The sequence below is a fragment of the Phycisphaerales bacterium genome (genome assembly GCA_035627955.1).
Taxonomy (GTDB): Bacteria; Planctomycetota; Phycisphaerae; order Phycisphaerales; family UBA1924; genus JAEYTB01.
Genome location: DASPKU010000015.1, coordinates 138153 through 162018 on the forward strand (window position 1 = coordinate 138153; position 23866 = coordinate 162018).

24 protein-coding genes are annotated in these 23866 nt (G+C 67.7%); 6 read left to right on the forward strand and 18 right to left on the reverse strand.

What is annotated here, in order from left to right:
• Nucleotides 1-55: 55 nt before the first annotated feature.
• The 5 genes from VD997_13305 to VD997_13325 form a co-directional block, all read right to left on the reverse strand.
• Complete coding sequence (locus VD997_13305) at nt 56-1327, reverse strand: RtcB family protein (protein HYE62967.1); 1272 nt, start codon at nt 1325-1327, stop codon at nt 56-58.
• A gap of 65 nt (nt 1328-1392) precedes the next feature.
• On the reverse strand, nt 1393-2028 hold the full coding sequence (locus VD997_13310; protein ID HYE62968.1) for a hypothetical protein: 636 nt from the start codon (nt 2026-2028) through the stop codon (nt 1393-1395).
• 71 nt (nt 2029-2099) lie between these two features.
• A complete protein-coding gene (locus tag VD997_13315) occupies nt 2100-3017 on the reverse strand; it encodes a prepilin-type N-terminal cleavage/methylation domain-containing protein (protein ID HYE62969.1) in 918 nt (305 codons plus the stop codon).
• A gap of 8 nt (nt 3018-3025) precedes the next feature.
• Nucleotides 3026-3718 carry a DUF4956 domain-containing protein gene (locus tag VD997_13320; GenBank protein HYE62970.1) on the reverse strand — a complete coding sequence of 231 codons (693 nt, stop codon included), beginning with the start codon at nt 3716-3718 and terminating at the stop codon, nt 3026-3028.
• Nucleotides 3711-4484, reverse strand: coding sequence for a polyphosphate polymerase domain-containing protein (locus tag VD997_13325; protein ID HYE62971.1), 774 nt, complete (start codon nt 4482-4484; stop codon nt 3711-3713). Before VD997_13325 ends, VD997_13320 begins: the two co-directional genes overlap by 8 nt.
• A gap of 287 nt (nt 4485-4771) precedes the next feature.
• Here VD997_13325 and VD997_13330 point away from each other — a divergent pair, with 287 nt between their 5' ends.
• On the forward strand, nt 4772-7060 hold the full coding sequence (locus tag VD997_13330; protein ID HYE62972.1) for a CotH kinase family protein: 2289 nt from the start codon (nt 4772-4774) through the stop codon (nt 7058-7060).
• A gap of 176 nt (nt 7061-7236) precedes the next feature.
• Here the strand turns inward: VD997_13330 and VD997_13335 are convergent, their stop codons facing one another.
• The 6 genes from VD997_13335 to VD997_13360 form a co-directional block, all read right to left on the reverse strand.
• On the reverse strand, nt 7237-10314 hold the full coding sequence (locus VD997_13335) for a proline dehydrogenase family protein (protein HYE62973.1): 3078 nt from the start codon (nt 10312-10314) through the stop codon (nt 7237-7239).
• Between the two features lie 258 nt (nt 10315-10572).
• Complete coding sequence (locus VD997_13340) at nt 10573-11979, reverse strand: hypothetical protein (GenBank protein ID HYE62974.1); 1407 nt, start codon at nt 11977-11979, stop codon at nt 10573-10575.
• Nucleotides 11980-12393, reverse strand: a complete 414-nt coding sequence (locus VD997_13345; GenBank protein ID HYE62975.1) for a hypothetical protein — start codon at nt 12391-12393, stop codon at nt 11980-11982.
• Nucleotides 12390-13004 carry a hypothetical protein gene (locus tag VD997_13350; protein ID HYE62976.1) on the reverse strand — a complete coding sequence of 205 codons (615 nt, stop codon included), beginning with the start codon at nt 13002-13004 and terminating at the stop codon, nt 12390-12392. Before VD997_13350 ends, VD997_13345 begins: the two co-directional genes overlap by 4 nt.
• Nucleotides 13001-13621 carry a hypothetical protein gene (locus tag VD997_13355; protein HYE62977.1) on the reverse strand — a complete coding sequence of 207 codons (621 nt, stop codon included), beginning with the start codon at nt 13619-13621 and terminating at the stop codon, nt 13001-13003. Before VD997_13355 ends, VD997_13350 begins: the two co-directional genes overlap by 4 nt.
• A 407-nt stretch (nt 13622-14028) precedes the next feature.
• A complete protein-coding gene (locus VD997_13360; GenBank protein ID HYE62978.1) occupies nt 14029-15090 on the reverse strand; it encodes a hypothetical protein in 1062 nt (353 codons plus the stop codon).
• On the opposite strand from VD997_13360, the gene VD997_13365 reads away from it, so the two are divergent.
• Both VD997_13365 and VD997_13370 read left to right on the forward strand, forming a co-directional pair.
• Nucleotides 15091-15294, forward strand: a complete 204-nt coding sequence (locus tag VD997_13365; protein ID HYE62979.1) for a hypothetical protein — start codon at nt 15091-15093, stop codon at nt 15292-15294.
• A gap of 459 nt (nt 15295-15753) precedes the next feature.
• Entirely contained in the window at nt 15754-16455 is a 702-nt protein-coding gene (locus VD997_13370) for a fibronectin type III domain-containing protein (GenBank protein ID HYE62980.1), read from the forward strand.
• Between the two features lie 336 nt (nt 16456-16791).
• On the opposite strand, the gene VD997_13375 is transcribed toward VD997_13370, so the two are convergent.
• The 3 genes from VD997_13375 to VD997_13385 are packed head-to-tail and all read right to left on the reverse strand — an operon-like array spanning nt 16792 to nt 17859.
• Nucleotides 16792-17034, reverse strand: a complete 243-nt coding sequence (locus VD997_13375) for a hypothetical protein (GenBank protein HYE62981.1) — start codon at nt 17032-17034, stop codon at nt 16792-16794.
• A gap of 40 nt (nt 17035-17074) precedes the next feature.
• The gene (locus tag VD997_13380) at nt 17075-17524 is read right to left on the reverse strand and encodes a hypothetical protein (GenBank protein HYE62982.1); all 450 of its coding nucleotides are present in this window, start codon (nt 17522-17524) and stop codon (nt 17075-17077) included.
• Nucleotides 17525-17547: 23 nt separating this feature from the next.
• A complete protein-coding gene (locus VD997_13385) occupies nt 17548-17859 on the reverse strand; it encodes a hypothetical protein (GenBank protein HYE62983.1) in 312 nt (103 codons plus the stop codon).
• Between the two features lie 165 nt (nt 17860-18024).
• Between VD997_13385 and VD997_13390 the strand changes: the two genes are divergently transcribed.
• A complete protein-coding gene (locus VD997_13390) occupies nt 18025-18516 on the forward strand; it encodes a hypothetical protein (GenBank protein ID HYE62984.1) in 492 nt (163 codons plus the stop codon).
• A 117-nt stretch (nt 18517-18633) separates the two neighbouring features.
• Here the strand turns inward: VD997_13390 and VD997_13395 are convergent, their stop codons facing one another.
• The gene (locus VD997_13395) at nt 18634-19371 is read right to left on the reverse strand and encodes a lectin-like protein (protein ID HYE62985.1); all 738 of its coding nucleotides are present in this window, start codon (nt 19369-19371) and stop codon (nt 18634-18636) included.
• A gap of 182 nt (nt 19372-19553) precedes the next feature.
• Here VD997_13395 and VD997_13400 point away from each other — a divergent pair, with 182 nt between their 5' ends.
• Together VD997_13400 and VD997_13405 are read left to right on the forward strand one after the other, a co-directional pair.
• Complete coding sequence (locus tag VD997_13400; protein ID HYE62986.1) at nt 19554-20111, forward strand: Imm26 family immunity protein; 558 nt, start codon at nt 19554-19556, stop codon at nt 20109-20111.
• A 3-nt stretch (nt 20112-20114) separates the two neighbouring features.
• The gene (locus VD997_13405; GenBank protein HYE62987.1) at nt 20115-20684 is read left to right on the forward strand and encodes an Imm26 family immunity protein; all 570 of its coding nucleotides are present in this window, start codon (nt 20115-20117) and stop codon (nt 20682-20684) included.
• 89 nt (nt 20685-20773) lie between these two features.
• Here the strand turns inward: VD997_13405 and VD997_13410 are convergent, their stop codons facing one another.
• The 3 genes from VD997_13410 to VD997_13420 form a co-directional block, all read right to left on the reverse strand.
• Nucleotides 20774-21607 carry a cysteine peptidase family C39 domain-containing protein gene (locus tag VD997_13410; protein ID HYE62988.1) on the reverse strand — a complete coding sequence of 278 codons (834 nt, stop codon included), beginning with the start codon at nt 21605-21607 and terminating at the stop codon, nt 20774-20776.
• A 61-nt stretch (nt 21608-21668) separates the two neighbouring features.
• A complete protein-coding gene (locus VD997_13415; protein HYE62989.1) occupies nt 21669-22361 on the reverse strand; it encodes an immunoglobulin domain-containing protein in 693 nt (230 codons plus the stop codon).
• Nucleotides 22362-23485: 1124 nt separating this feature from the next.
• Complete coding sequence (locus VD997_13420; protein ID HYE62990.1) at nt 23486-23833, reverse strand: kelch repeat-containing protein; 348 nt, start codon at nt 23831-23833, stop codon at nt 23486-23488.
• Nucleotides 23834-23866 lie beyond the last annotated feature (33 nt).

Sequence of the window (23866 nt, forward strand, 5' to 3'; positions counted from 1 at the left end):
CCCGAAGGACCTGCGGCCGGGCTTCGCTCGCGGTGGCCACGCCGCGCGGAGAACATCAATCCTCCGCCCGCTCCCCCTCAGGCGCCATCTTCACGAGCCTGGGATCAAACCGCGCCAGCACCTCCACAAGGTCCTGCTGCGCCGCCATCACCTGATGGATGTCCTTGTACACGCCCGGGCTTTCATCCGCGCCCGCGCTCAGCACCGTGATCCCCTGCTCCGCCAGCGTCTTCCGTGTCCCGCTCCACGTGAACTGCGACCGCGCGGCCGTGCGCGACATCACCCGCCCCGCGCCGTGCGAGGCCGAGTGCAGCGAGGCCGCGTTGCCCTTCCCGCGCACGACGAACCCCGGCGTCGCCATCGAGCCCGGGATGATGCCCAGCACGCCCGCACCCGCCGGTGTCGCCCCCTTGCGGTGCACGACGAGTTCCTCCTCGCGCCCGTCGATGACGTGCCTCTCCTTCCACGCGAAGTTGTGGTGGTTCTCGATGTCCGCCAGCACCTCCACGCCCAGGTTCTTCGCGATTGCTTTGTGGATGCACGCATGATTCGCGGCCGCGTACTGCCCCATCAGCTCCATCGCCGCCCAGTACTCGCCCCCCGCCTGCGAGTTCAGGTCCAGCCACGCCAGCTGCCGCACCTCGCTGGGCAGGTTGGGGTTGAGCTCCATCGCCAGCCGCGAGTACGTATCGCACACCGCCGCGCCCGTGCCGCGCGAGCCCGAGTGCGTGAGCAGCGCGGTATACACGCCGGGCGGCAGCATGCTCTGATTGCCAGCCTGTTCCCCACTCCGTGCCCCCCGTGCCTCCGTGTTTGGTATTCCCTCCGTTACCGTCAGAGTGCCGAACTCCACGAAGTGGTTGCCGCTGCCGCTGGTCCCCAGCTGCTCGCGGGCCTTGTCCTTGTTCTTCCGCGTGATGTACGTGATGCCCCAGTCCTCATCCAGCACCTCGTGCGACCGCGGCTTCTCGAACCTGGCGCCGATGCCAAAGCGCGTCTCCTGCTCAATCGCCCGCGCCAGCTTCTCGCGCCGGTGCGGCTTTTCGAGGTCCTCGGGCGGGATGTCCAGCACCGTCATCTTCATCCGGCACGCGATGTCGACGCCCACGGCGTACGGGATCACCGCGTTCCGCGTCGCCAGCACGCCGCCGATGGGCACGCCGAACCCCACGTGCGCATCGGGCATCAGCGCCGACGCGACCGCCACGGGCAGCCGACGCGCGTTCTCCATCTGCGCCAGCGACTGCGGCTCGAGCCCCTCGCCCCAGATGGAGATCGGGACCGGGTCAATCAACGGGATCGGGTTTTCAGGTTCGCGCCGTGCCATGCAGCACGGTATGGCACGTCTTCATCTGATCGAGCTGACCCAGTAGACCTATCTGACCTAGGTGCTCATCCCCCCGGCTTCATCCGCGCTACCAGCTCCCGCAGCTCCCCGATCTGCTGCGGCGTCAACTCCACCTTCACTGTCGCAAACTCAAACACCACGCTCCCCGCCGATGCGGCCGCGATCATCGCCTCCGTCGGCACGCGGAACCGCACCAGCTCCTCGCTCCCGCCCACGTACGCGTCGCCCTTCGCGGGCCCTTTCAGCTCGGTCGCATTCCCATCCACCACGATCCGTCCCGGCGCCCCCGAGAAGGCCAGCACCCCCGTGCCCCCCTGCACGCCGAAGCTCCCATCGACCGCACCCTCGGGCTTGTCCGCCGCCCGCACCCGCCCCTTGTGGCTCGAGGTCAGGTACATCGTCGCCCCGCTCACGCCCGAAGCCCCACCCCCGCTGAGCTTCAGCCCCGTCCACTTCAGCGTGATCGCCGTGCGGTCCGCCGCCCCGTCGTACGTCACCGACATCGCTGCCGGCTGCACCCCCGACGACGCCGGGTAGCTCAGCTTCACCAGTTCCGCATCCCGCGCCTTCTTCGCGGCTTCTTTCTCTGCCCTCTCGTCCGTATCCCGCCTGCACGCGGGCACTCCCGCACACATCACCACGAAGAACGCACAAAATAGAGCCGCAAACGCACGCCTCATCACACTCCTCCACACCCCCGCTCCGCGCTCCTCCGTCCCTTCTCCGTGCGCTCCGTGTTCTGCCTTCTGATCTACTGCGGCCGCCACCCCGCCCGATCCGCCAGGTTCGACCACCGCCGCATGTCGCTCAGGTCATCAGGCACGACACTCTCCACATGCCCATCAAACATCACGATGGCTGCACGCCCGAAGTGCCGGAAGTCGACGTGCCCATAGTCCGACGGCTCACGCCCACGATCAAACGCACCCTCCGGCGCATCCCACTCCGACCAGGTCGGCACCTGATTGATCTCACGGCTCGCCCGCCACGGCCCCTCGATGCGGTGCCGCCCCGGGATCACCCGCGTGGTCTCCACCGGGTGATAGCCGCGGCTGGTCGCGAACACCAGCAGCTTGTCCGGGAACCGCGGCTCGTCCACCTTCGTCACGTAGAACTTCCCCCACCGCGTGATCGACGGCTGGTGGAACCCGCCGCGCCGCTGATCGCCCCCCACCCACGTCGTGTTCATGCCGAAGCTCGGGCTCTGCGCGAACATCCACTGGAAGCCGTCGCGCGTCATCGGGCTGTCGGGCAGCTTCGAGAACTCCGACCGCAGCGACCGGTCCACCACCAGCGCCTCCTGCGAGTACCCCAGGTACGGCGCCAGCCGCCACGGGTACCGGCGCGCCACGCTCCCTTCCAGCGGCGCCGCGGCCGTGTCGTTCGAGAACACCCGGATCTGATCTACGCTGAACCCCGGCGTCACCCACTCCAGCGGCAGGAACCCCGGGAGCACGCTGCCCCGCGCATCGCTCGCGTACGCCGCGAACGCCACGCCCGTCTGCCGGATGGCCGCGCTCTCGCGCGTGTTCGCGCCTGTCTGCCGCGCGCGCCCGATCGCCGGCAGGGCGATGGCCAGCAGCAGCGCCACGATGCTGATCACCACTAGCAGCTCGATCAGCGTGAAGCCCGCCCCTCGCCCCGGTGTTGTTGCCCGTGCACGCGCCACGTGAGCTCCTACGCGTCCACCCGCGTCCCCGCCCGCAGGTCCACACTCTGTACGCCCGCCACCGTGTTCAGCTCCCCGACCAGCGTGCCCGCGCTGCCGGCATCCGCCAGCCGCAGCAGGTACGTGAAGTCTGTGGCCGCACCCTGCCGCGCGGTGGTCACCCCCGTCAGCCGAAACCCCGCGCTCCGCTGCCGCAGCACCCCCTCCAGCCCCGCGCTCGCCTGCCCCGCCCCCATCCGCACCACCAGCGTGTGCGAGTCCTCACCCGACGTGACCGCGGCGCCGCCGCCCCGCGCCGACAGCACCACCGCGGCCGCGCCCACGATCGGCACCCCCACCGCCGCCACCATCGCCAGCCCCGTGCCCACGGCCATGCCGGTCACCACCGCGAAGATCACGAACGCCGTGTCGCGCGTGTCCTCCACCACCGTGCGGAAGCGCACGATCGACAGCGCCCCTACCAGCCCGAACGCGCGTGCCACGCTGTCCCCGATCACCATCGTCACCATCGCCAGCAGGATCGTCAGCAGCACCAGCGTGCCCACCAGCGTCCGCGCATCCCGCGCCAGCCGCCCATGGCTCAGCCTGTAGATCACCGCGATCACCGCCCCGAACCCCGCCGCCGTCCCCAGCCGCACCGCCATCGTGCCCGCCGACAGCGGCGACTCCACCACCACTGCTTGCTGGAGCCACTCAGGCATCCGCCACCCCCACCCCCGCGCCCACGCTCGCCACGGGCACGACACCCGCCCCGTTCACCGCCGCCACTTCGCGCGACAGGTCCACGCCGAGCTCCGGCGCGAAGGCCCGCACGCACGCGCGGTACTTCGACACCCCCACCGCCTCCAGCCGCATCGCCGCGACCACCTGCTTCAGCACCGACGGCATCGCGTTCTCGAACTTGAACTCGCACACCACGCGCCCTTCCAGCACCCGGCGCGCCTCACCGCCCGCCTCCACCGACCACGCCGGGCACAGCACGCCGTCGATCTCGCGATCAAACGTCACCCGCACCGGACCCTCGCCCGTCTCGCCGTACAGCGCCCGCCGCAGGTACGTCACGCGGCAGACCGGCCCGAGCTCCAGCGCCCGCAGCTCCCGCGTGAACCACGCGTGCCCCGCGTCCCCGCCGCCGCCCTGCACGACGCCCTCGAGCTCCGCCAGCCCCGCCGTGCACCGCCGCTTGCGCACCTTGCCCTGACGCGAACGCTTCCGCTCCAGGTACACCACGCTCTCCGCCCCGTACCGCCGCACGCGGTACTTGCGGTTCCGCATCGCCTCATCGCGGAAGAACACACCGAAAGCCGCGCTGTCGCACGCCAGGCTCGTGATACGGTACGAACCGCCCGGCGCGTGCCCGCAGTAGGGGTCAACCCGCAGGGAACCCGCCAGCCGCGCCTGCACCTCCGACGCCGCGGCCTCGTCCAGCAGGAACTTGATTTCGTACGCCGACCACGAACGCCGCACACCCCCTGCGCGCAGCGACGGCGAGAGACTCTCCCCGGTCCCGTCAGCGCCCCCCGCCCTGCCGCTGTCATCCGCGATCGTCATACACAGGCCCGGGTTCGGCGGGACCACCGAACAGAACAAGATCATCAACCCACCGCCCCAACAAGATATCGTAAAACGTCGCTCTTCGCGGTAGATTGCCGCAAGTCACACACTTTCGCCGACCCGCCCCCACGGTTCCTGCGGAAGTCCACGCAATCACGCAGGGGCACGCCCGTTCTTCGCCCCCACCCGGAGTCCGCAAAATGCCGTTGCCCCGCTCCCTCCTGCCTGCGCTCGCCTCGCTCTTCCTTGCCGCCGCCGCGTGCGGGCAGGACCTCTACGACACCACCGTCCTCCGCACCTACGCCTTCACCTTCACGCAGAGCAACTGGGAGACCCTGCTCCGCCAGAACTACCAGTCGCAGACCAACCTCGCCGGCTCGCTCACCGTCGACGGCATCACCTACCCCAACGTCGGCGTCCGCATCCGCGGCAACACCTCCTACACCGCACTCCCCGCCGGCAGCCAGAAGTTCAGCCTCAACGTCGACCTCGACTTCGTGAACCCGCAGCAGACCCTCTACGGCTACCAGGCCCTCAACCTCAACAACGGCTTCCATGACCCCACCTTCTGCCGCGAGGTGCTCTACAACAACTACGTCGCCGAGTTCATCCCCAACCCCCGCGCCTGCCACGCGCTGGTCACCATCAACGGGCAGAACTGGGGCGTCTACATCAACGTGCAGCAGTTCGACCAGGAGATGCTCTCTGGCTTCTTTGCCGATACCTCCGGCCTCCGCATCAAGTGCGCCAACAACCCCAGCGGCCCCGGCCTCCGCTACAACGGCTCGACCCAGACCGGCTACACCGGCTACGAGATCAAGGACCCCGGCGGCCTCGCCAACCCCTGGCAGCCGCTCATCAACGTCTGCAATGCCCTCACGAACACAACGCTGACCAACTGGGCGACGCTCGACCAGCAGTTCGCCGTGGACGCCTCCATCTGGTCCGTCGCCCTCGAGAACATGCTCACCGACGACGACAGCTACGTTCATAAGGGCGCCGACTTCGTCCTCTACCGCGACCCCGCCGACGGCCGCATGTACCTCCTCCAGACCGATGCCAACGAGACCTTCACGCAGACGACCGCCTGGCCGTACAACCTGAACTTCGGCGCCATCACCAAGCCCGTGCTCAACCGCATGCTCGCCGTGCCCGAGCTCCGCCAGCGCTACCTCGCCCACTACCGCACCGTCAAGCAGAACCTCAACTGGGCCTACTTCGAGCCCCGCGCCCTCGCCCTCCGCGACCTCATCTCCGCCCACGTGCAGGCCGACCCCAAGAAGCTCTACTCCCACGCCCTCTTCCTGCAGAACTTCAACACCGCCGTGACCATGCCCTACAGCGGCCTGGCCGGCGGCACCGTGCCCGGCCTGCAGGAGTTCGTCACCGGCCGCAACAACTTCCTCAACGCCACCGCCGAGCTCGTCGCCCTCGGGCCAACCATCAACTCCATCAGCGTCGTCGACACCACGCCCAACCCCGGCGACAACGTCACCATCACCGCCAACGTCTTCCCGCAGCCCGGCAGCGGCGTCTCCCGTGTCGACCTCTTCTACCGCCCCGCCCCCACCTCCCAGTACCTGCGCCTGCAGATGACGGCGCTGGGCGGGGGCAACTACGCCGCGACCCTGCCCCTCAACTCCACCCCCGGCCGCCGCATCTCCTACTACGTGCAGGCCACCGCGAGCAACACCTACAGCTCGCTCTCCTTCCTCCCCGCCCGCGCCGAGTACGCCCCGCTCTCGATCGACTACACCTTCGGCCCCAGCGGCGTCCGCTTCACCGAGTTCATGTACTCCGGCGGCTCGGGCGAGTTTGCCGAGATCACCAACCTCTCGGGCGCCCCCGTCAGCCTCAATGGGTGGATGTTCGACGACGACTCCGCCCCCCGCGGCGCCCTCGACCTCTCACCCCTGGGCACCCTCGCCCACGGCGAGTCCGCCATCATCACCGACGTCAGCCCCGAGTCCTTCCGCCTCGCGTGGAACCTGCCCGCCACCGTCAAGGTCATCGGCGGCCTGGGCGTTACCGGCGGCGGCAACCTCGCCCGCAACGGCGAGCTCAACCTCATGAACGCCTCCGGCGGCCTCGTGGACCGCCTCGTCTACGGAGACCAGACGTTCCCCGGCACCATCCGCACCCAGTTCAGCAGCGGCCAGACCTGCCCCGCCAACCTCGGGCAGATCGAGGTCGCCGCGTGGACGCTCTCCGCCCTGGGCGACGACTTCGGCTCCACCATGTCCATCCACGGCGACCGCGGCACGCCCGGCAGCTACGACACCAACGCCTGCAACCCCTGCTCCTCCGACTTCAACGGCGACGGTGACGCCGGCACCGACCAGGACATCGAGGCCTTCTTCGCCTGCATCGGCGGCCACTGCTGCGACACCTGCGACCCCTTCGGCAGCGACTACAACCGCGACGGCGACGCCGCCACCGACCAGGACATCGAAGCCTTCTTCCGCGTCCTGGGCGGCGGCAGCTGCTGATCCTGGGTGGAGCACTCACTCCGTGAGTGCTTACGGCCGCGCCTCGCGGCCGTCCGTTCGACTCCTCGCAACACAAAGGGCCCCGGCACTCACGCCGGGGCCCTTCTCGTTTCCTGTCTTGTCTGCCTGTCTTCTGCCTTCCTCCGCGCCCCCGCGTCCTCCGCGAGAGACCCGCCTCACAGCTCCGGCGCAAACCCACGCCGCATCGTGTTCTCCGCGCAGGCCCTGGGCTCCACGAACTGCAGCAGGTAATCCGCCCCGCCCGCCTTGCTGCCCACGCCCGACATCCCGAACCCGCCGAAGGGGTGCCGCCCCACGAGCGCGCCGGTGATCCCGCGGTTGATGTACAGGTTGCCCACCCTGAACTGCCGCTTCGCAAGCTCGATGTGCGACGGCTTCCGCGTGAAGACACCGCCGGTCAGTTTGTACACCGACGAGTTGGCGATGTCCAAGGCCTCCTCGAACGTCGACGCGTGCATCACCGCCAGCACCGGCCCGAAGATCTCCTCCTGCGCGATCGCGTGCTGCGGCTTCACACCGCTGAAAATGTGCGGCCCCACATAGCTCCGCAGCGCTTGCACCGCCCCGCCACCCCGGGCCGCGTCCGCCGCCCCATCATTCAATCCAACGCGATCAACAAGCCCCCCGGGCACCTCGCCCGCGAGTTCGAGCGTGCACTCGCGCTTGCCGATCTCGATGTACTTGTGCACCTTCGCCAGCGAGTCCGCGTCGATCACCGGCCCCATGTCGGTCCCCGGCATCACCGGGTCCCCCACCACCAGCGCCCGCGTCGCCTCCACCAGCCGGCGCGTGAACTGCGTGATCGCCGGCCCCTCCGGCCCCTCCTCGTCCACCACGATCACCCGCGAGCACGCCGAGCACTTCTGGCCCTGGAACCCGAACGCCGACTGCCGCACCGCCAGCACCGCCTCGTCAAAGTCCGCCGAGGTATCGACGATCAGGGCGTTCTTCCCGCCCATCTCGCACACCACCTTCTTCACGTGCTCGAGGTTGTTCGTCGCCGCGGCGTTGGGCCCAAAGGGCGAGGGCGGCGCGGCCGCGTTCAGAATGTCCAGCCCCACCGCCTTGCTGCCCGTGAACGCGATCAGGGCCACGCGCGGGTCCCGCACCAGCGCCGCCCCCGTCGTCTCCCCCGGCGCCGGGCAGAACTGCAGCACATCCTTCGCCAACTTCCCATCCACCCCTGCCTGCTTCATCGCCTCCTGCAAAATGTCGAACATGATCGACGCGATCCCCGGCGTCTGCTCCGCCGGCTTCACCACCACCGTGTTCCCCGTCACCAAGGCCGCCGTCGTCATCCCGCAGCAGATGGCCAGCGGGAAGTTCCACGGCGAGATCACGACCGCCACGCCCCGCGGCTGGTACCAGACCTCATCCAGCTCCCCGATGAACCGCCCCATCCGCGACCGCTCGAACAGCGGCACCGCCAGCCGCGCGTAGTACTCGCAGAAGTCGATCGCCTCGCAGACATCCGCGTCCGCCTCACGCCACGTCTTCCCCGCCTCCTTGATCATCACCCCAGCGAGCCCGTCCCGCTGCTCGCGCATCAACGCCGCGGCCTTCGTCAGCACGCTTGCCCGCACCCTTGGCTCAACGTCCCGCCACGCCGGGAATGCCTTGTGCGCCCGCGCCACCATCTCCGCCCCCTGCTGCGGCGTGCGGTCGTTCGCCACCCGCGGCACCGTCGCCCGCGCGATCGCCGCCGCGAAGTTCGCCCGCTGCTTCGCATCCGCGAAGTCCCGCATCGGCTCAGAAAAGAACGGCCGCCCCTTCGCGCTCCCCTCGCCCACGCCCTTCACCGCCGGCGTCAGCATGTGCCGCTCGGGGCTGCTCAACTGCTCCTGCTTCACCGCCGCGGGGTTTGCGCTCACCGGCGCAGCGGGAGCCCTCAGCAGCGCCCCCGCGTCCGCATTATCCATGAACCCCGCCTTCAGCCAGCTCTCGTTGCTCGTGTTCTCCAGCAGCCGCCGCACGAGGTACGCCATCCCCGGGATCATCTCCCCCACCGGCACATACTCCCTGATCCGCAGCCCCATCTCCGCGGCCGCGAACTTCAGCTGGTCCGCCATCCCGTGCAGCATCTGCAGCTCAATCGCACTCTGCGGCAGCCCGCGCGACTCCAGCCCCGCCAGCGCCGCCGCGATCGACCGCACGTTGTGCGACCCCAGCGCCAGCTTCACCCCATGCTCCCCGCGCTGCTTGGGGCACCCATCCAGAAACACCTCCGTCATCCGCTCAAAGCACGCGTCAGTCTGCCACTTCTCCGCCCACACCGGCACCGGCCAGCCGTGCAGCTCGGCCTTGATCGTCTCCGCGTCCCAGTACGCGCCCTTGACGAGCCGCACCGTCACCACCTTCTTGGCGCGCTTCGCCCACTCCACCATCCGCCGTGCATCCTCGACGCCGCTCTTCAAATAAGCCTGCATCGCCAGCCCGGCCTGGAAGTCACCCCCGCGGTCCACCTTCTCCACGCACCGCTGGAACAGCTCAATGGTGAGGTCCTTGAACTGGTGGTGCTCCATATCAAAGTTGACGAACACCCCGCGGTCCCGCGCCACCTCCAGGATCGGCACCAGCCGCTTCATCAGCTCCTGGATCGAGCCCTCCGTATCAATCGGGTCGCACCGCGCCGTCAGCGCCGAGATCTTGATCGACACGTTCACCCGCGGGATCGCCCCCAGGTGGTCGCTCTCCAGCCTCGGCTGGCTCCTCCACCCCGCCACCTCCGCCGGCAGGTTCCTGATGAGGTCCAGGTACTTCGCGGCGTACCCGTCCGCCTCCTCATCGCTCACGCACGTCTCGCCCAGCAGGTCCACGCTGAACGCCACCCCCTCGTCCCACATCTGCTTCAGCCCGCCCACCGCCGACGCCGCGTCCTGCCCCGCGATGAACTTGCCCGCCATCCCGTTGATCTGCTGCTTGATCACCGCGACCGCGGCCCCCTTGGCCAGCTTCCCCGCCTTCATCGCCCCCGCGATCACCCCCGGCACCGTCACCCCCGGCTGCCCCAGGTAGTCCTCCAGGTGGTCATAGATCGCCTCGCTGGACCGCAGCATCGGGAACGCATCCACGAACCGGAACATCTGCACCTTGAAGTTCGGGTCCTTCATGGACCACTCCATCAAGGCATCGCTGTAAAACTTGGCGCTGAGCACCCCCGACTTGTGCCCCCGCGCCCGCCGCAGCATCTCCGACCCCAGCTCAAAGATGCGGCTCTCTCTCGACGACGCCAACGAGCCGGGCCCCCCCAACGAGCCGGAAGCGTGAGCGCCCGGTGCTCCCCCACCCCCACCACCGGGGCCACTGGGCACCACCACCGTCTGAGGCTTCTGACCAGACTTGTCCGACGACGAGTTCTTGCGGGAAAACAGGGCCATTGGGGGGGTGACCTCTGAGGGGTTCTGTGTGCGCGGTAGGACCGGGGGGGATCATAGGGGCGGGCAAAAACGAAAGCCCCTCTGGGTGCGCGAGCGGCACACGAACAGTTGTAGTCAGGCGTCCGAGAAAGCCCGAGCCCAGTTCTCTAGATAGCCTTGGGTACCCGGGGGACCGACGAACTGCGCCAGGGCGAGGCAGTTCCGCCACGACGCCGCGTTCGAGGTGATTAGTTCCGAGCGCTTCTTTGGGTCCATGCCCGCGATCGCGGTGCGTTCCTTCAGCCTATTGATGAGGAAGTGGTAGCGGCACATCTTGGCTGCGGCAGGTGTTTGAGTGTCGCGCTGGGACTCTTCACGCGCCCTGTGGAGCTCGCCGAACGATTTGAACCCCCCTAACCCCTCTGGCCCCCCAATGACGCCTTTGCAAATCTGACAGCTGCACACCTTATCCAAAAAATCCTGCTTCGAAGCAATACCAACGTTGGGGTAGCACCGCTGAATCTCAGCCACGCCAACTCGTTTATGGATTGCGGGGAGGTAGTACCTCACCGTCGGAGCGGCCGCACCGATGACCTGCGCTACTGGTTTGCGCTCACCGTATCCCACGCCATGACTGACGCCGGTAAGCCCATCGTGTGCCAAAAGCATGCTGAAGTAACCACCGTGGAGATTGAACACCGCCATGTGGCCGGCAAGCTCCCGGATGAACGACCGTAAGGCGACAGCACGATCGGCACTGGTTTCCAATTCGTCGAATCCGTCAAACCACAACCAGACCCCAGCGACGCCTGTTCTCTTCAACCCATCGGATAGTGCCTTTAGATGGCTCGGGCTTCCGAGGATCGCCTCGCTCGTGCAAAGGATCGCATGTGCTGGGGCGGAACTCTTCAGCCTGACGGTTCGTTGGATGAGATCGAGCGCGTCAGGGATGGCCTGATTAGCCCACTTCTCGTGGATGAAGAAGTAGGGCGCGAAAACGGCCGCAGGCCCACAATCGTCCCCAAACTCAGCCTTTAAAAGGTCATCCTCTGAGATGATCTCCCGCACGCGTTCCAATTGGTACCGGACCACTGTCCGGCACATCTCATCCCGATTCTCCGGCGCAATCACTGAAACGTCGATTGCTGTGCACGACTTGCCATCGCCGACGGCTGTCCGAAACGCATTTCCGAGTCGCTCCGCGAGGTCAGCGTACGAATCCTTCACCGATTTGACCTTACGCTTGGAGCCACGCGACTCTAACCGTTCCGATTTCAGCGACTCAAGATCGACACGCTTTGTCCTGGTGTCCGGGTCGATGTAGGGGCCGAAGCAGTAGGTCATCGGGTCGAGGTAGTACGGCAAGTTCTTCTTGGCACGCTGCCGCAGCGCGAAGATGAGGCTGGCCGTAGCTGCGGGGGTGATCTCGAGCAAGTTCCCGCCGAACATGAACCCATCGAGACTGCCCGCGAGCATCTCGAAGTATTCTTTCTCCGCGTGCGAGCCGAGCCGGAGAACGACCTTTGGCGGGGCGATTGCCACTCACACTTCCCCTTGAAGGAGCGAAACGTAAAACTCGCGGTACTGCGCGTCCAAGACGTTTGATCTCTTTGGCTCTATCACTGTAACACACCGCGGTCCGGGGCGCACGCCGATGAGACCGACACCGTGGCACTCAAAGAGCGACTTATCAACCCGTTCGACAGTTGCCATTGGCAAAGCAACGTAAACGAAATCTGCACAAAGCTGGTAGATCAGCGCCTGCTGGAATGCCCTTGACCATCGCGTGAGTTTCAGCTCGATAGCGGTGGTGGTGTCTTGCGCCTTCGAGTACGCGTATAGGTCCATGCTGTACTCATAAAATTGCACCTCCTGCTGAACGCGCCGAAACCCACGTCTTCGAAGGCTTGCACGCACGGGCTTGACGAGCGAGGACTCCTTCTTGAATGATCTCATACGAGGCTCTCCTCCGTCTCCAACCTGTTGCAACTTGCCGCAAGAAAGGGGATGCGGATGATGAAGGCCGCGACGGGGGCGACCGACAGGACCAAGAACACCCAGAGCCAAGACACCGTCGGAAGGCCGATCACCCCTTTGCTGAACATGAGGAAGAGACCAAGCGCCGCGCCGGCACACACGCACCAGAGCCCGATCATCGTTCTACAGAAATTCCAGTGGGCCTTAATACTGGTGCGGACCGCGACCGCACGGTGGTACCGGTCAAGGTCATCGGAGGATGCGTCCAAGAACGACCGGACAGCCTCCTGGAACTGCGTGCTTTCGATAGAGAAAACCTTGTTGATGTCGGCCTCTTCAAGTGGGTTCCCATCGGGGCCAACAAGCGCGACCTTTGCAGCCGAGCCTCGACCCGTTGCCACGAACGGTTTCATGGCCATACCCAAGGCGGTGGTCAATTTGCCACGGCTCAGGGCACAAACGGCGTCGGCCCGCTCCACAGTGGGCCGGACGAACTTGTCGCCGATGATCGCATAGGTCGCCGGCAGTGAAAGCACGAAGCTGCCCAACTCGATCTGGAGTCCCAGGTCGGACAGTTCCTGCGACGTCAACGTCTGCCCCCTTTCGCGAGCACTTTATCACGGATCTCCGATTCACTCGTCCACCCCTCACGTTCGTACTTCGTGTACACGTGGTAGAGCAGATCCTGCAACGAGTAGTTGCCGAACCTTGACTTGACCTTCCGAATTCCGTCGGCGAACGGCGCTGTCGATGGGTCTTGCAGGAGCCGCTGGACAAGCGCTGTCCCTTTTGGCGTTAAGGTGTACCGCCGTTCCTCGAAGGTGTCAGCCGTCGAGGCAGTGTCTCGCGATGGCGCGCTCACGAATGGTGCAGCTTGGGGACCCATGAGTTGCTCGAATGAAAGCTCCTCAAGTTCGACCGCCTCAGCCTCGCTCGCCTCCCCTTGGATGTCGCTCTTGATCAAGCCGAGGTTTTCTAGTAGCTCCAGCTCGTCGTACAGCTTGCGGGAATAGGGACCCGCCTTGTAGGGCTTGAACTCGAATCCAGTGCTTACCTCTTCGACACCCGCTTCCTTCCAAAGCAGGAACAGGAGCTTCTGCAAGCGAGTGATGCCGCTCACCCCCTTTGTGGACAGGCCTGACCCCTCGAGTCCAAGCAGCATGAGAAGCATCGCTTGTTTTGAGATCGCCGGATTCCCAGTGGGCATTCAGGTACCTCCGCAAACCAAGGGCCCGCGCGGGCCGGACGGTAAATGGTAGGGACCAGAGTACCGGAGGAGCTACCTGGGGTGCAAGCCGACGGCCTCAACCCCCGCCCTACTGCCCCACCAAGTCCCCGTCCCCATCGCCCACGTCCCTTCCCCACGGCTCAAATTGGCCACCGCACACGACGATGGGGTGCGTGTGGGGTTTCGTGGGGGGCGAGGAAGCTGACGAGCACGGCGGGCCTTGATGGGGGCTCAAGGGTCTTGCGCTGCTGGTCCTGTTGGGGGGGCGGGCGGTGCCAAAGGGGCAGGGCGGTCGCGGCCCCACAGCTCGGGCCCCGCTCCAATCGAGCCAGGGCGGGGCGGGCGGCGGGAACGTGCAGGGCCCCTCACCAGCAGGGGCTTGTCGATCAGGGCGCCAGCTGCTTTGTCTCGGGCTTGAGCTCGGCGATGATCGCCTGTGCAGCGGCCGTCTCGCGGGCCATGGCCTTGGACACCTCGGTCATCCGGTCTTCGAGGGCCTGGCGGCCCAGGGCGCTGGTGATGGCCATATCGGCGATGAGGAGCGTCACGAGCGGGAGCAGGGTGAAGCCGGCGTCGTACGCCATCCTCCACCGGCGCGCCACCCAGTCATCGCTGCGCTTCTTTTTGATGGCCGGGACGGCGTAGTCCTCCACCGCCTCGCCCAGCCAGAACCCGAGGATGGAGCCCACCAGCGGGGCGCTCAGAATGTAATCCACCGCCCCGCCCACGACCACGGGCCCCAGCCGCAGGAGCTTCCCCTCCAGCTTTGAGAGCGCTACGAACACTTCCTCGGGGTCTTTCCCCCCGATCAGCCCCATCAGCGGGACCACGTCCTCAACAAGTCCGATCTGGAAGTTCGTTCCGGCGCGGCGGGCGGCCGCGAGCGCCTTCTGGGCCTCGAGGCCCTGCTCAAGAAACTTCTCGGTCGTGGCCGAGAACGCCCGCACCTCTTTGTCGCTGTGGCGGGCCGTGACGCGGAGACGCGCGATCTGCGACCGTGTGAGCTCTTCGGCGGCTTTGTCGACCTCATCCCACTGGTCGAGCAGCCGGGCCGTGTCCTTGCATTGGTTCGCGGCAAACTGGCCCAGCTGCGCCGCCTGCACTCGAGCGGTCGCGAGTGAGTCCGCACCATCGCCGGGGGCCTGCCTGGATTCCGCCGCGACCTTGAAGGCCAGGCACATCGACGCCCCGATCAACTGCAGGGTTGCATCGCGCTCCTTTGGAGACTTGATCTCAAGGGCGCGCTGCTGCAGGCGCGTCATGGTCGTTTCGATCATCAGGGCGTGCGTGGTGAACGTCTGCGCAGCCGCTTCCACTTCATCCCGCTCCTCCTGGTTCGCGGCGCCCGCCAGCCACTCCAGCCGCTTGGCTGGAAGGTCGGCGCGGTAAGCGGCCCAGAGCTGCTGCGCCACATCAAACGATTCGGACCCGCTGCCCTGTGCTGGCATGTGCCCCCCTTTCGGCTGGAGTGTGCCGACATTGCACCACGAAGAGGGCCATTCTGCAAGCACGACATTGCACACCGGCGCCCCGACGTTGAAACGGGGCGGTTCAACGTTGAGCCGCGGCCGCTCAACGTTGAGGTGCGGCTGCTGGACGTCGAGGTGCTCCTGTCGAACGTCGGGACAGGGCTGTTCGACGTTGAGAAGTGACTTCCCGACGTTGAGAAGCCGCGTCTCGACGTCAAGAAACGGTTGTTGAACAGGCCCGGATAACGGCGGGCGGGGCCTGCCGTGGGGCGCGGCGGCAGCGGTAAGGGCCTGGCGGGGCGGGGGTTGCGGGCGGGCGGCGGGGCGCGGCCGTGGGGCTCTCCGCCGGACGAGGCACGGCCCCCGGGCGGGTCGTTCCACCCGTGAGGGGCTCCGTGGAGCCGCCGGAAGGACGCGCCGGCGGCCTGTGACGACTTTGCCGGAATTCGCGAAGGAGACGAAAGTGAGGGGGCGGGAGCGCCGAGGTAATGGGTGCTGACGGCGTCCCTCCCCGCGGCCGGCTCTCGTGCAGGTCCGCAGAAGGGTGTGTTGGGGGCGATGAGGTCAGCTTGCGGCGCTGGGTCACCCATGACCGGGCCGCAGCATGACTCAAGCCAGGGCCACGCGCCCGGGAGGTTCGCCATGGGGAATCAAGTCGTACCGTCTGACCGCCGCGACAAGATCCAGTGGTTCCGTGACCGCATCACGGCCTGGAGCGCGGCCAACACCAGCATCGGGCTCACCGCGGCCCAGTGCACCGCGATGGCGGCGGCCATCACCGCCGCGGAGAACAGCGAGCAGGAGGCGGAGGAGATCCGCGCCGCCAGCAAGGCCGCCACCGTGAAGTTCTACGGCGACACCGCGGCGATGGGCAGCCTGGGCTCCTCGCTGGTCTCGACCATCCGCGCCTTCGCGGAGCAGTCGAGCAACCCCACCAACGTCTACAACCTCAGCATGGTGCCCCCGCCGGCCGTCCCCTCGAGCGTCCCGGCCCCCGGCACGCCCACCGACTGGAAGGTGGAGCTGCTGCAGGACGGGTCGATCGTCCTGAAGTGGAAGTGCAAGAACCCCGCGGGCGCCAGCGGCACCATCTACGAGGTGCGCCGCGCCGAGCTGGGCAGCGACGACTGGCAGTTCATCGGGGCCACCGGCGTGCGCAGCTTCAGCGACGCCATCCCCAAGGCCTCGCCCGGCGTCTCCTACCAGATCACCGCGGTGCGGAGCACCCGCCGCGGCAACCCCGCCGTCTTCGACGTCCGCCTGGGCACCAGCGGCGGCGGGTTCTTCGCCACCGTCACCCCCACCAGCACGCCCGGGGAGAACACCACCAAGCTCGCCGCGTGAGGTTCAAGGATGAACCTCTCGCGGAGGCGCGGAGGCGCTGAGCTGATAGCAGAAGAGAGAGAGAGAGAACGCCGACTGGTCGAAAGACCACCGCACGCGCCGGAGCGCGCGTTTGACAGGGCCGTTGCGCCATGTCCGGGGCAAGCCGTGAGAGCCCTTGTCACCCCGGAAGTCATGCCGGGGCGGGAAGCCTGGCGGTGAACGGGAACACACCGACCGGCGCGTCGAGGACCTCGGCGTCACTTTCAGGGGTTCATGGATGAGCCCCGCCCGATCCACGGCATCCAACCACCCGCGCGAGAGCGCGGGGCAAACCTGCGGCCGCGTGCGAGCTCCTCACCGAGAGCGCACGCGGCCGCGGGCGTTTGAGCGGGGCATGCACGACCTCACGCGTGAGAACAGGCCCCGGGACCCCTCGCTCTTCCGCCTTCTCTCAGCCCACTGGTCGTACTTCCACGCGCACCACCAGGTCGCGCAGACGGCCGCCACGCCGACAGGCACTACGACGGCCCACTTCGTCCCGGTGAGCAGGCCGATGATGAGCAGCGCCGCCAGGATGACGACGCACCACTTCTCCATGACGGCAGCCTACGCGATCCGGCCCGGGCCGCCGGGCCCCTCACGTTTCGTACTCCCCCGAGTCCCACGGCTCCATGAACGCCATGAAGTTGCCGGGCTGGAGCTCCACCACCCACTCATCGTCCTCGTCCTCGGGCGCGCGGGCGATGAGGCCGAACTGCGTGCCGAAGCGCTCGACCGCGAAGGGCGCGACCCTGATGCGGCCGTGCCTGAGCGTGCCCAGCGACGCGAGCCACTGGTCGCGGAGCGCCGCGGCCCGGGTCTCGTCCAGCGTGGCCCGCGTGCCCAGGTCCTCGATCCGCGCCTCCAGCAGCGCCCCCTTGCGGTCAAAGAGGAACAGCGCCAGGAACTCCCGCCCGGCGCTCCCGTTCAGCGCCGGCTCGAACGGCGTCGTCAGGAAGAACTGCCGCCCGTCCGCCGTCTTCCCCACGTGCTCGGCGTGGTAATCGTCATGGTCGATCGCGATGAGCTTGGGCGGCTTTGCAGGCATTGCAGGAGCATACCGCGGGCCGCCTAACCCCAGCCCCCCCACCACATCCACCACGGCCGCGGCCGCTGCCGCCGCGCCTTCCACTCCTTGAGCGTGGGTGGGCGGCCGAGCGGCTCCTGGTTCCGCGAGGACGGCGTGACGCGATCGAGCAGCCCCAGCACCACATAGAACACCAGCGCGAAGACCACGCCCCCAGTCAGCAGCCCCAGCACGCCCGACGCGGCCGGGCCGATCCGCCGCTGCAGCGACTCGCCGCCGAAGTACGCCAGCGCGAGCAGCCCGCCCCCCACCACCACGAGCAGCACCAGCCGGGCCTTCAAGGAGAGATGGGGCATCACGGGAAGGGTACCACGCGGCACCTCGCAAGCCGTACCACCAACCGTTCTGCTTCGTGAACAAAGTAGTCCGCGGCACCGGAGGGGATGCCGCCCGCCGCTTATCCTTCACCGATCCGTGCCAACCGGCGGTCCTGCTCGATGCACCCTTTCTACGCAACCTGGATGCAGGAGGCCTTCGACGCGTCGGGCGTACCGAAGCGGACGCTCGCCATCGACGAGGCCACGGACCTGCGGGCCAGGGTTGAGGAGACCTTCGCGTCAGGCCGGCGCGTCTCCCACGGCTTCGCCGAGTCGGTCACCGCCACCGGCGTGGTCTTCCCGTGCGATCACAACAGCTGGCGGCAGCTGTCCCATGTCGTCGGCGAGCAGTCCTGCGTCATCTTCTTCGACCGCGATGACTTGACGGAAATGTTCGCGTTCAGCAACGGCGCCGAGCTCGAGTCATTCCTGAACGAGGGTGTTCACTTCGAGTTCTTCGTGGTGTCCCAAGACTGCGGCTTCCTGCTCACTCTGACCGAGGATGCGCTGGGCGGCTACGGAACCGCCCTTGAGCCAGTCGCCCGCCTGGCGCGCCAATGGCTCAAAGCGCACGGCGCTGACGGCGTGCTTTCCGTCGACAATCGCGACCACACCGACCACGGTCACGCTGAGTGACTCGTGCGGCGTAAGGCGCTGCACGGGGACGCTTGTGCGGCGATGAACACCCGCTCGCTGACGCTCGGGGCTCGCGCATCACGCGAGGCGCAGGACCGAGGACCCACGACTGAGGACCTAGGACTTCCTCTCCCGCCGCCGCCGCCCGCACACCAGCAGCACCGCCAGCGGCGCTAACGCCCCGGGCGCAGGCACCACGTTGAACTCCACGATGAACGGCATCACGTTCGTCTCCCCGATGTCGTTCCACTGCCCCGCCGTGCCCAGCGGCCAGCCGTTCACCGAGATCCCCGCGGCGTCCTGCCCCGCGGCCTGGAACAGGAAGTTGTCCGGCTCCGTGCGCCCGCTCTGGTTCGTGCCCCAGTTGTTGTACAGCCCGCCCACCGCCGAGCCGCCGGGCCCGCCGCTCCAGAACTGCGTGCCGTCCGCCCACCGCCAGGCCCCCTCGGCCGCGCGGTCGTTGGCCCCGATCCACACGTACCGCCCGCCGCCGCCGTCGGCCGCCGTCCGCGTGAGCACGCCCTGATTCGCCAGGATCGACTGCACAATCCGCGTGTTCTCCGCCGCGCTGTCGATCCGCGCCAGGTACCCGCTCTGCCCGCCAACGCTCAGCGTCGCCGCGAACGCCGCCGCGTCCGCCCACGTCCGCGCCGACGAATCCGCGTACAAGCGGTACTGGTGCCCGTTGAACTCGAAGATGTCCGCCTGCCCAAACGCCGCCGACGGAGCCCCCGCTGAGGCCAGCATCAGCCCACCGACAATCAAGGCGACGTGCGACCTGCGGAGGCCGTTGGACGGTTGAGTGGTGCCGATGGTGTCAACAAGACCGCGGGTACGGAACAGACAGAACGACATCGCGGGAACTCCTCACCCCTTAGCGTGGCGCCGCTTGTCTGTTCTCTCCTGCCGACCCGGGGGGCCAGCAGCAGGAGGATACCGCAAGCCCTCAAGGACGCAATCGTTTCCCGGCTCATCCGGCGCGACAATGCCCGGGCCATCGCTGTTCCCCGTGCCTCCCCCGGTATGCTGCCACAACCATGCCGCGTCCCAAACGCTCCCCACCAGTCGCCGCGCCGCCCACGTTTACTCCCGCGGAAGACGTCAACGCCATGTTCTTCAAGCGCTCGCGCCACAGCCCCACGCCCGGCGACCTCTTCGCGGTCAACATGTGTGGGAAGCGCTGGGTCATCGGGCGCGTCATCAGCAACAACGCCGTCGGCCTCACCGCGAACGCCAACCTCCTCTACTTCTACCGCATGGAGGTCGAAGACCCCTTCGACCCCACGGCCACCAAGACCCCGATCGCCCCCGACCTGCTCATCCCGCCCGAGATCACCAACAACCTCGGCTGGACGCGCGGCTTCTACCTCCACCTCCGCAACGTGCCGCTCCAGCCCCAGGAGCTCCTCCCCCGCCACGTCTTCAAGAGCGAGGTCTATGCCGAGAACGACCCTCGCCGCTTCATCGATGAGTATGGGAACCCCACGCCACCGCCAGAGCCCGGCCTTTTCTGCGGTATGAGCGGCCTCTCCAGCTATACCTTCATCGATGACGCCCTCAGCATCGCCCTGGGCATCCCTCCCAAGAAGGATTGAAGCATGGCCCGCCCTCAGCGCGCAAAGACTCCGGCGCCCACGCTCACGCCCCATGAGCACCTCAACATGATGGTCATCAGGCGCTCGCGCCACCAGCCCGAGCCGGGGGACCTCTTCGCCCTCAACATGCGCGGCGAGCGCTGGGTCATCGGGCGCGTCATCAACAACAACGCCGTCGGCCTCGCGCCCGGGGCCAACCTCCTCTACTTCTACCGCATGGAGGTCAAAGACCCCCTCGACCCCACGGCCATCACGACCCCAATCACGCCTGACCTGCTCATCCCGCCCACGATCACCAACGACCGCGGCTGGACCACGGGCTTCTACCTCCACCTCCGCAACGCACCGCTCCAGCCCCAGGAGCTCCTCCCCCGCCACGTGTTCAAGAGCGTCCTGTTCCCCGAGGACGACCCGCGTAGCTTCGTCGACGAATACCAGAAGCAGACGCCCCCGCCAGAACCCGGCCTGATCATCGGCCGCGCGGGCCTCGCCAGCTACTCGATCATCGACGTTTACCTCAGCCGCGCCTTGGGCATCCCCGAGCCCAAGGACCCCGGCGGGCCTTGGCCGTGAGTTCGTGCGGCTGCCGCCCGCAGTAGTACGGCCGACACCGAACGCCCTCGCGACGCCGCGCCACCGCCCACGCGGGCTCACGAGCCCCGTCACTCCACCGTGATCGCCCGCCCCTTCCACTCCCGCACAAACTCCGCCATCGGCACCGACCGCGTGCCCTCCAGCGGGTCACCGATAATGACGCGCTCGCTGTCCGCATCCATCACCGGCACCATGTGCGAGACGAAGAACCCCCAGTCCATCTGCACCAGGCAGGGCTTCGCGGCCGCGATCAGCCCCGCCGCATCCATCCGCCCATAGGCCGCATGCAGGCGCTCGCCGGTCGCCGACTGGTGCGCATCGAGTTTGGTCCGCAGCGCCAGCAGCGCCCGCGAGTCCGTGGCCCCGCCGCCGATCTCGGTGTACGACAGGCGCGCCATCTCCGCCTCGTCAGCGGGCACGCCGCGGGCTTGCAGCAGCGTCACCATCGACGCCGCCACGCACGTGTACCCGGTGCTCTGCCGGCACACACCCGCGCCGTCGATCTTCGTCCCCCCCACGCCCCCCCGCGCCTCCTCGCCGACACCGCCCCCCGCCGGCCACACCATCCACGCCCCCGCCTTCACGAAGTACAGCCCCACCGCCGCCGACAGGACCAGCAGCATCCGCCCGTCCCGCTTGTTGGGCACCTTCCCCGCCACGATCCCGAAGAACAAGGTCGCCGGCACGATCATCGCCGTCAGCTCGGTGCACACGACCGTGCGCACCCCCAGCAGCGCCACCGCGTCCGGCGTGAACACCCGGATGAGCGGCCAGCACGCCATCACCACCGTCGCCGCGATCAGCACGGTGAGCCACACCCCGCGCCCCCGCCGCCCGACCCACGGCGCCGCCAACGCCGCCGCGAGGGCGAGCACCACCTGAATGACAAACGCAGCAATCACGCGCCGAGCATAACGCAACCACCGCCATGCACCCAATGACGCCCTGAACCGAACGGCAGTCTCAGCACGCCCCCCCGCCCAGCACGCGGAAGAAGCTCTCGATGTCCTGGTCGGTCCCGATGTCCCCATCGGCGTTGAAGTCCGAGCTCCCGCACGTGGCGCAGCAGTCCCCACCCAGGCACGCGAAGAAAGCCTCGATGTCCTGGACGGTGCCCACGTCACCATCGCCGTTGAAGTCCGACGAGTTGATGGTGAGCGTGGTCATGTTGCTGATCACGCCGCCGCAGGCATTCGTGACGGTGCACGAGTAGTCGCCCCGGTCAGCGCCGGTCGTGTTCAGGATCATCAGCGTCGCGCCAGTCGCCCCCGCGATGCGGTTCGGCTCATCCGCGAGGGGCGCGTCGCCCTTCATCCACTGGTAGTTGAGCAGCCCGGTCCCCGCGGCCAACACCGCAAAGCTCGCCGAGCCCCCAGCGCACACCGTCTGAGCCCCGGGCTGCGCGGTGAGCGACGGGGCCGTGCACGAGCCCAGGCTCCACGTCTCGTCGCTGTAATCGCCGGTGCTCCCGCCGAAGAGAACCACTTCGGCGCGGGCAGCGTCGTACACCATCGGGAAGTGCGACCGCGCCGCGGGTCCACTGACCACACGCTGCGTCCAGGCCGTCCCGTTCCACTCCCACGTCTCGCCGTCGTAGACGCCCGTGCTGCCCCCGAACAGCACGGTCACGCCGCGGAGCGTCGTACGCCATCCCATGGCCCCCGCGTGGCGAGGGGCCGGCGACCTCGCGCTGTGTCCAGGTGGTACCGTTCCACTCCCAGGTCTCGCCGTTCAGCACGTTGCTGGCGGTTGAACCACCGAAGAGGACGGTCACGCCGCGCGCTGCGTCGTAGGCCATCGCGTGGCCCGCCCTTGGCGAGGGCCCGGCCACGGCTCGCTGGGTCCAGGCGGACCCGTTCCATTCCCAGGTGTCGCCGGTGTATCCGGAGGTCGTATTGCCGCCGAAGAGCACAACGCGCGCACGCGCCGAGTCGTAGGCCATCGCGTGGAAGATCCGCGCCAACGGGCCGCTGGAGCCCGTGGACCAGGTGGTCCCATTCCACAGCATGGTGGCGTTGGTCATGACGCCGTCACTGGTGAAGCCCCCCATGACAACCGTCACGCCGCGGGCCGCGTCGTACGCCATGGCGTGCCCGTACCGATCCTGGAAACCGAAGTTCGACTGCTGAACCCATGAGGAGCCATTCCATTCCAAGACCTGGCCGGTGATCTGAGTGAGCTGGCCATTGGGGACAATCCCTCCGGTGACCACGGCAACGCCGCGGGCCGTGTCGAACGCCATCGCGTGCCCCCACCTCCCGGTCGGCCCGCGGATCGCCCGCTGATTCCAGGCCGTCCCGTTCCACTCCCATGTCTCGTCGAAGGACCAGTTGTAATGCCCCCCGAAGAGGACCATGAGCCCCCTGGCCGCGTCGTAGGCCATGGCGTGGCCCCACCTCAGCCATCGCGCTGCTCGCGCGCGCCGAGGGCCCGGTGACCACCCGCTGTGTCCACGTGTTCCCGTTCCACTCCCAGGTTTCGCCGTTGCGGACGCTCGCGCCGTTGGTGTAGCCACCGAAGAGAACCGTCACGCCACGGGCCGAGTCGTAGGCCATCGCATGCCGGTGCCGCGCCGATGGCCCGATCGGGCGCGAGGTCCAGGCCGTCCCGTTCCACTCCCAAACCTGGTTGTTGTAGATGCTGCTGCCCGCGCCCCCGGCGTCGCCCCCGACCAGAACCGTCACGCCGCGGGCCGAGTCGTAGGCCATCGCGTGGTAGAACCGAGGCGACGGACCGCCGACCAGCCGCTGGGTCCAGGTCTCCCCGTCCCACTCCCAGGTCTAGCCATTGCGGCCGCTCGCGGTCTGTCCACCGAAGAGAACAGTCACCCCGCGTGCCGAGTCGTACGCCATCGCGTGCCAGCGCCGCGCCGAAGGGCCGCTGACCAGCACCTGTCTCCACTTCGTCCCGTTCCACTCCCAGGTCTCGCCGCTGCGGATGCCGTTCCCGTCATCACCCCCGAAGAGGACGGTGACGCCGCGGGCCGAGTCGTACGCCATCGCGTGCCCGTTCCTCCCGCTGGGCGGCGCCACCTTTTCTTCTTCCTGCCACACCACCGACTGCCCCCGCGCGGCGGTTTGTCCCATCACGCACAGCACGAGCAGCACCGCGCCCAGGAGCCGAAGCACGGGACACGAAAACACACGGTCGGTAAGGGTGGA

Coding starts and splice junctions, on each gene's coding strand:
- VD997_13310 (HYE62968.1), bottom strand. CDS start 2,028: ATGAGGCGTGCGTTTGCGGCTCTATTTTGTGCGTTCTTCGTGGTGATG.
- VD997_13320 (HYE62970.1), bottom strand. CDS start 3,718: ATGCCTGAGTGGCTCCAGCAAGCAGTGGTGGTGGAGTCGCCGCTGTCG.
- VD997_13395 (HYE62985.1), bottom strand. CDS start 19,371: ATGTCGTTCTGTCTGTTCCGTACCCGCGGTCTTGTTGACACCATCGGC.
- VD997_13400 (HYE62986.1), top strand. CDS start 19,554: ATGCCGCGTCCCAAACGCTCCCCACCAGTCGCCGCGCCGCCCACGTTT.
- VD997_13305 (HYE62967.1), bottom strand. CDS start 1,327: ATGGCACGGCGCGAACCTGAAAACCCGATCCCGTTGATTGACCCGGTC.
- VD997_13360 (HYE62978.1), bottom strand. CDS start 15,090: ATGCCAGCACAGGGCAGCGGGTCCGAATCGTTTGATGTGGCGCAGCAG.
- VD997_13345 (HYE62975.1), bottom strand. CDS start 12,393: ATGAGATCATTCAAGAAGGAGTCCTCGCTCGTCAAGCCCGTGCGTGCA.
- VD997_13375 (HYE62981.1), bottom strand. CDS start 17,034: ATGGAGAAGTGGTGCGTCGTCATCCTGGCGGCGCTGCTCATCATCGGC.
- VD997_13415 (HYE62989.1), bottom strand. CDS start 22,361: ATGGGATGGCGTACGACGCTCCGCGGCGTGACCGTGCTGTTCGGGGGC.
- VD997_13385 (HYE62983.1), bottom strand. CDS start 17,859: ATGCCCCATCTCTCCTTGAAGGCCCGGCTGGTGCTGCTCGTGGTGGTG.
- VD997_13380 (HYE62982.1), bottom strand. CDS start 17,524: ATGCCTGCAAAGCCGCCCAAGCTCATCGCGATCGACCATGACGATTAC.
- VD997_13370 (HYE62980.1), top strand. CDS start 15,754: ATGGGGAATCAAGTCGTACCGTCTGACCGCCGCGACAAGATCCAGTGG.
- VD997_13355 (HYE62977.1), bottom strand. CDS start 13,621: ATGCCCACTGGGAATCCGGCGATCTCAAAACAAGCGATGCTTCTCATG.
- VD997_13390 (HYE62984.1), top strand. CDS start 18,025: ATGCAGGAGGCCTTCGACGCGTCGGGCGTACCGAAGCGGACGCTCGCC.
- VD997_13405 (HYE62987.1), top strand. CDS start 20,115: ATGGCCCGCCCTCAGCGCGCAAAGACTCCGGCGCCCACGCTCACGCCC.
- VD997_13330 (HYE62972.1), top strand. CDS start 4,772: ATGCCGTTGCCCCGCTCCCTCCTGCCTGCGCTCGCCTCGCTCTTCCTT.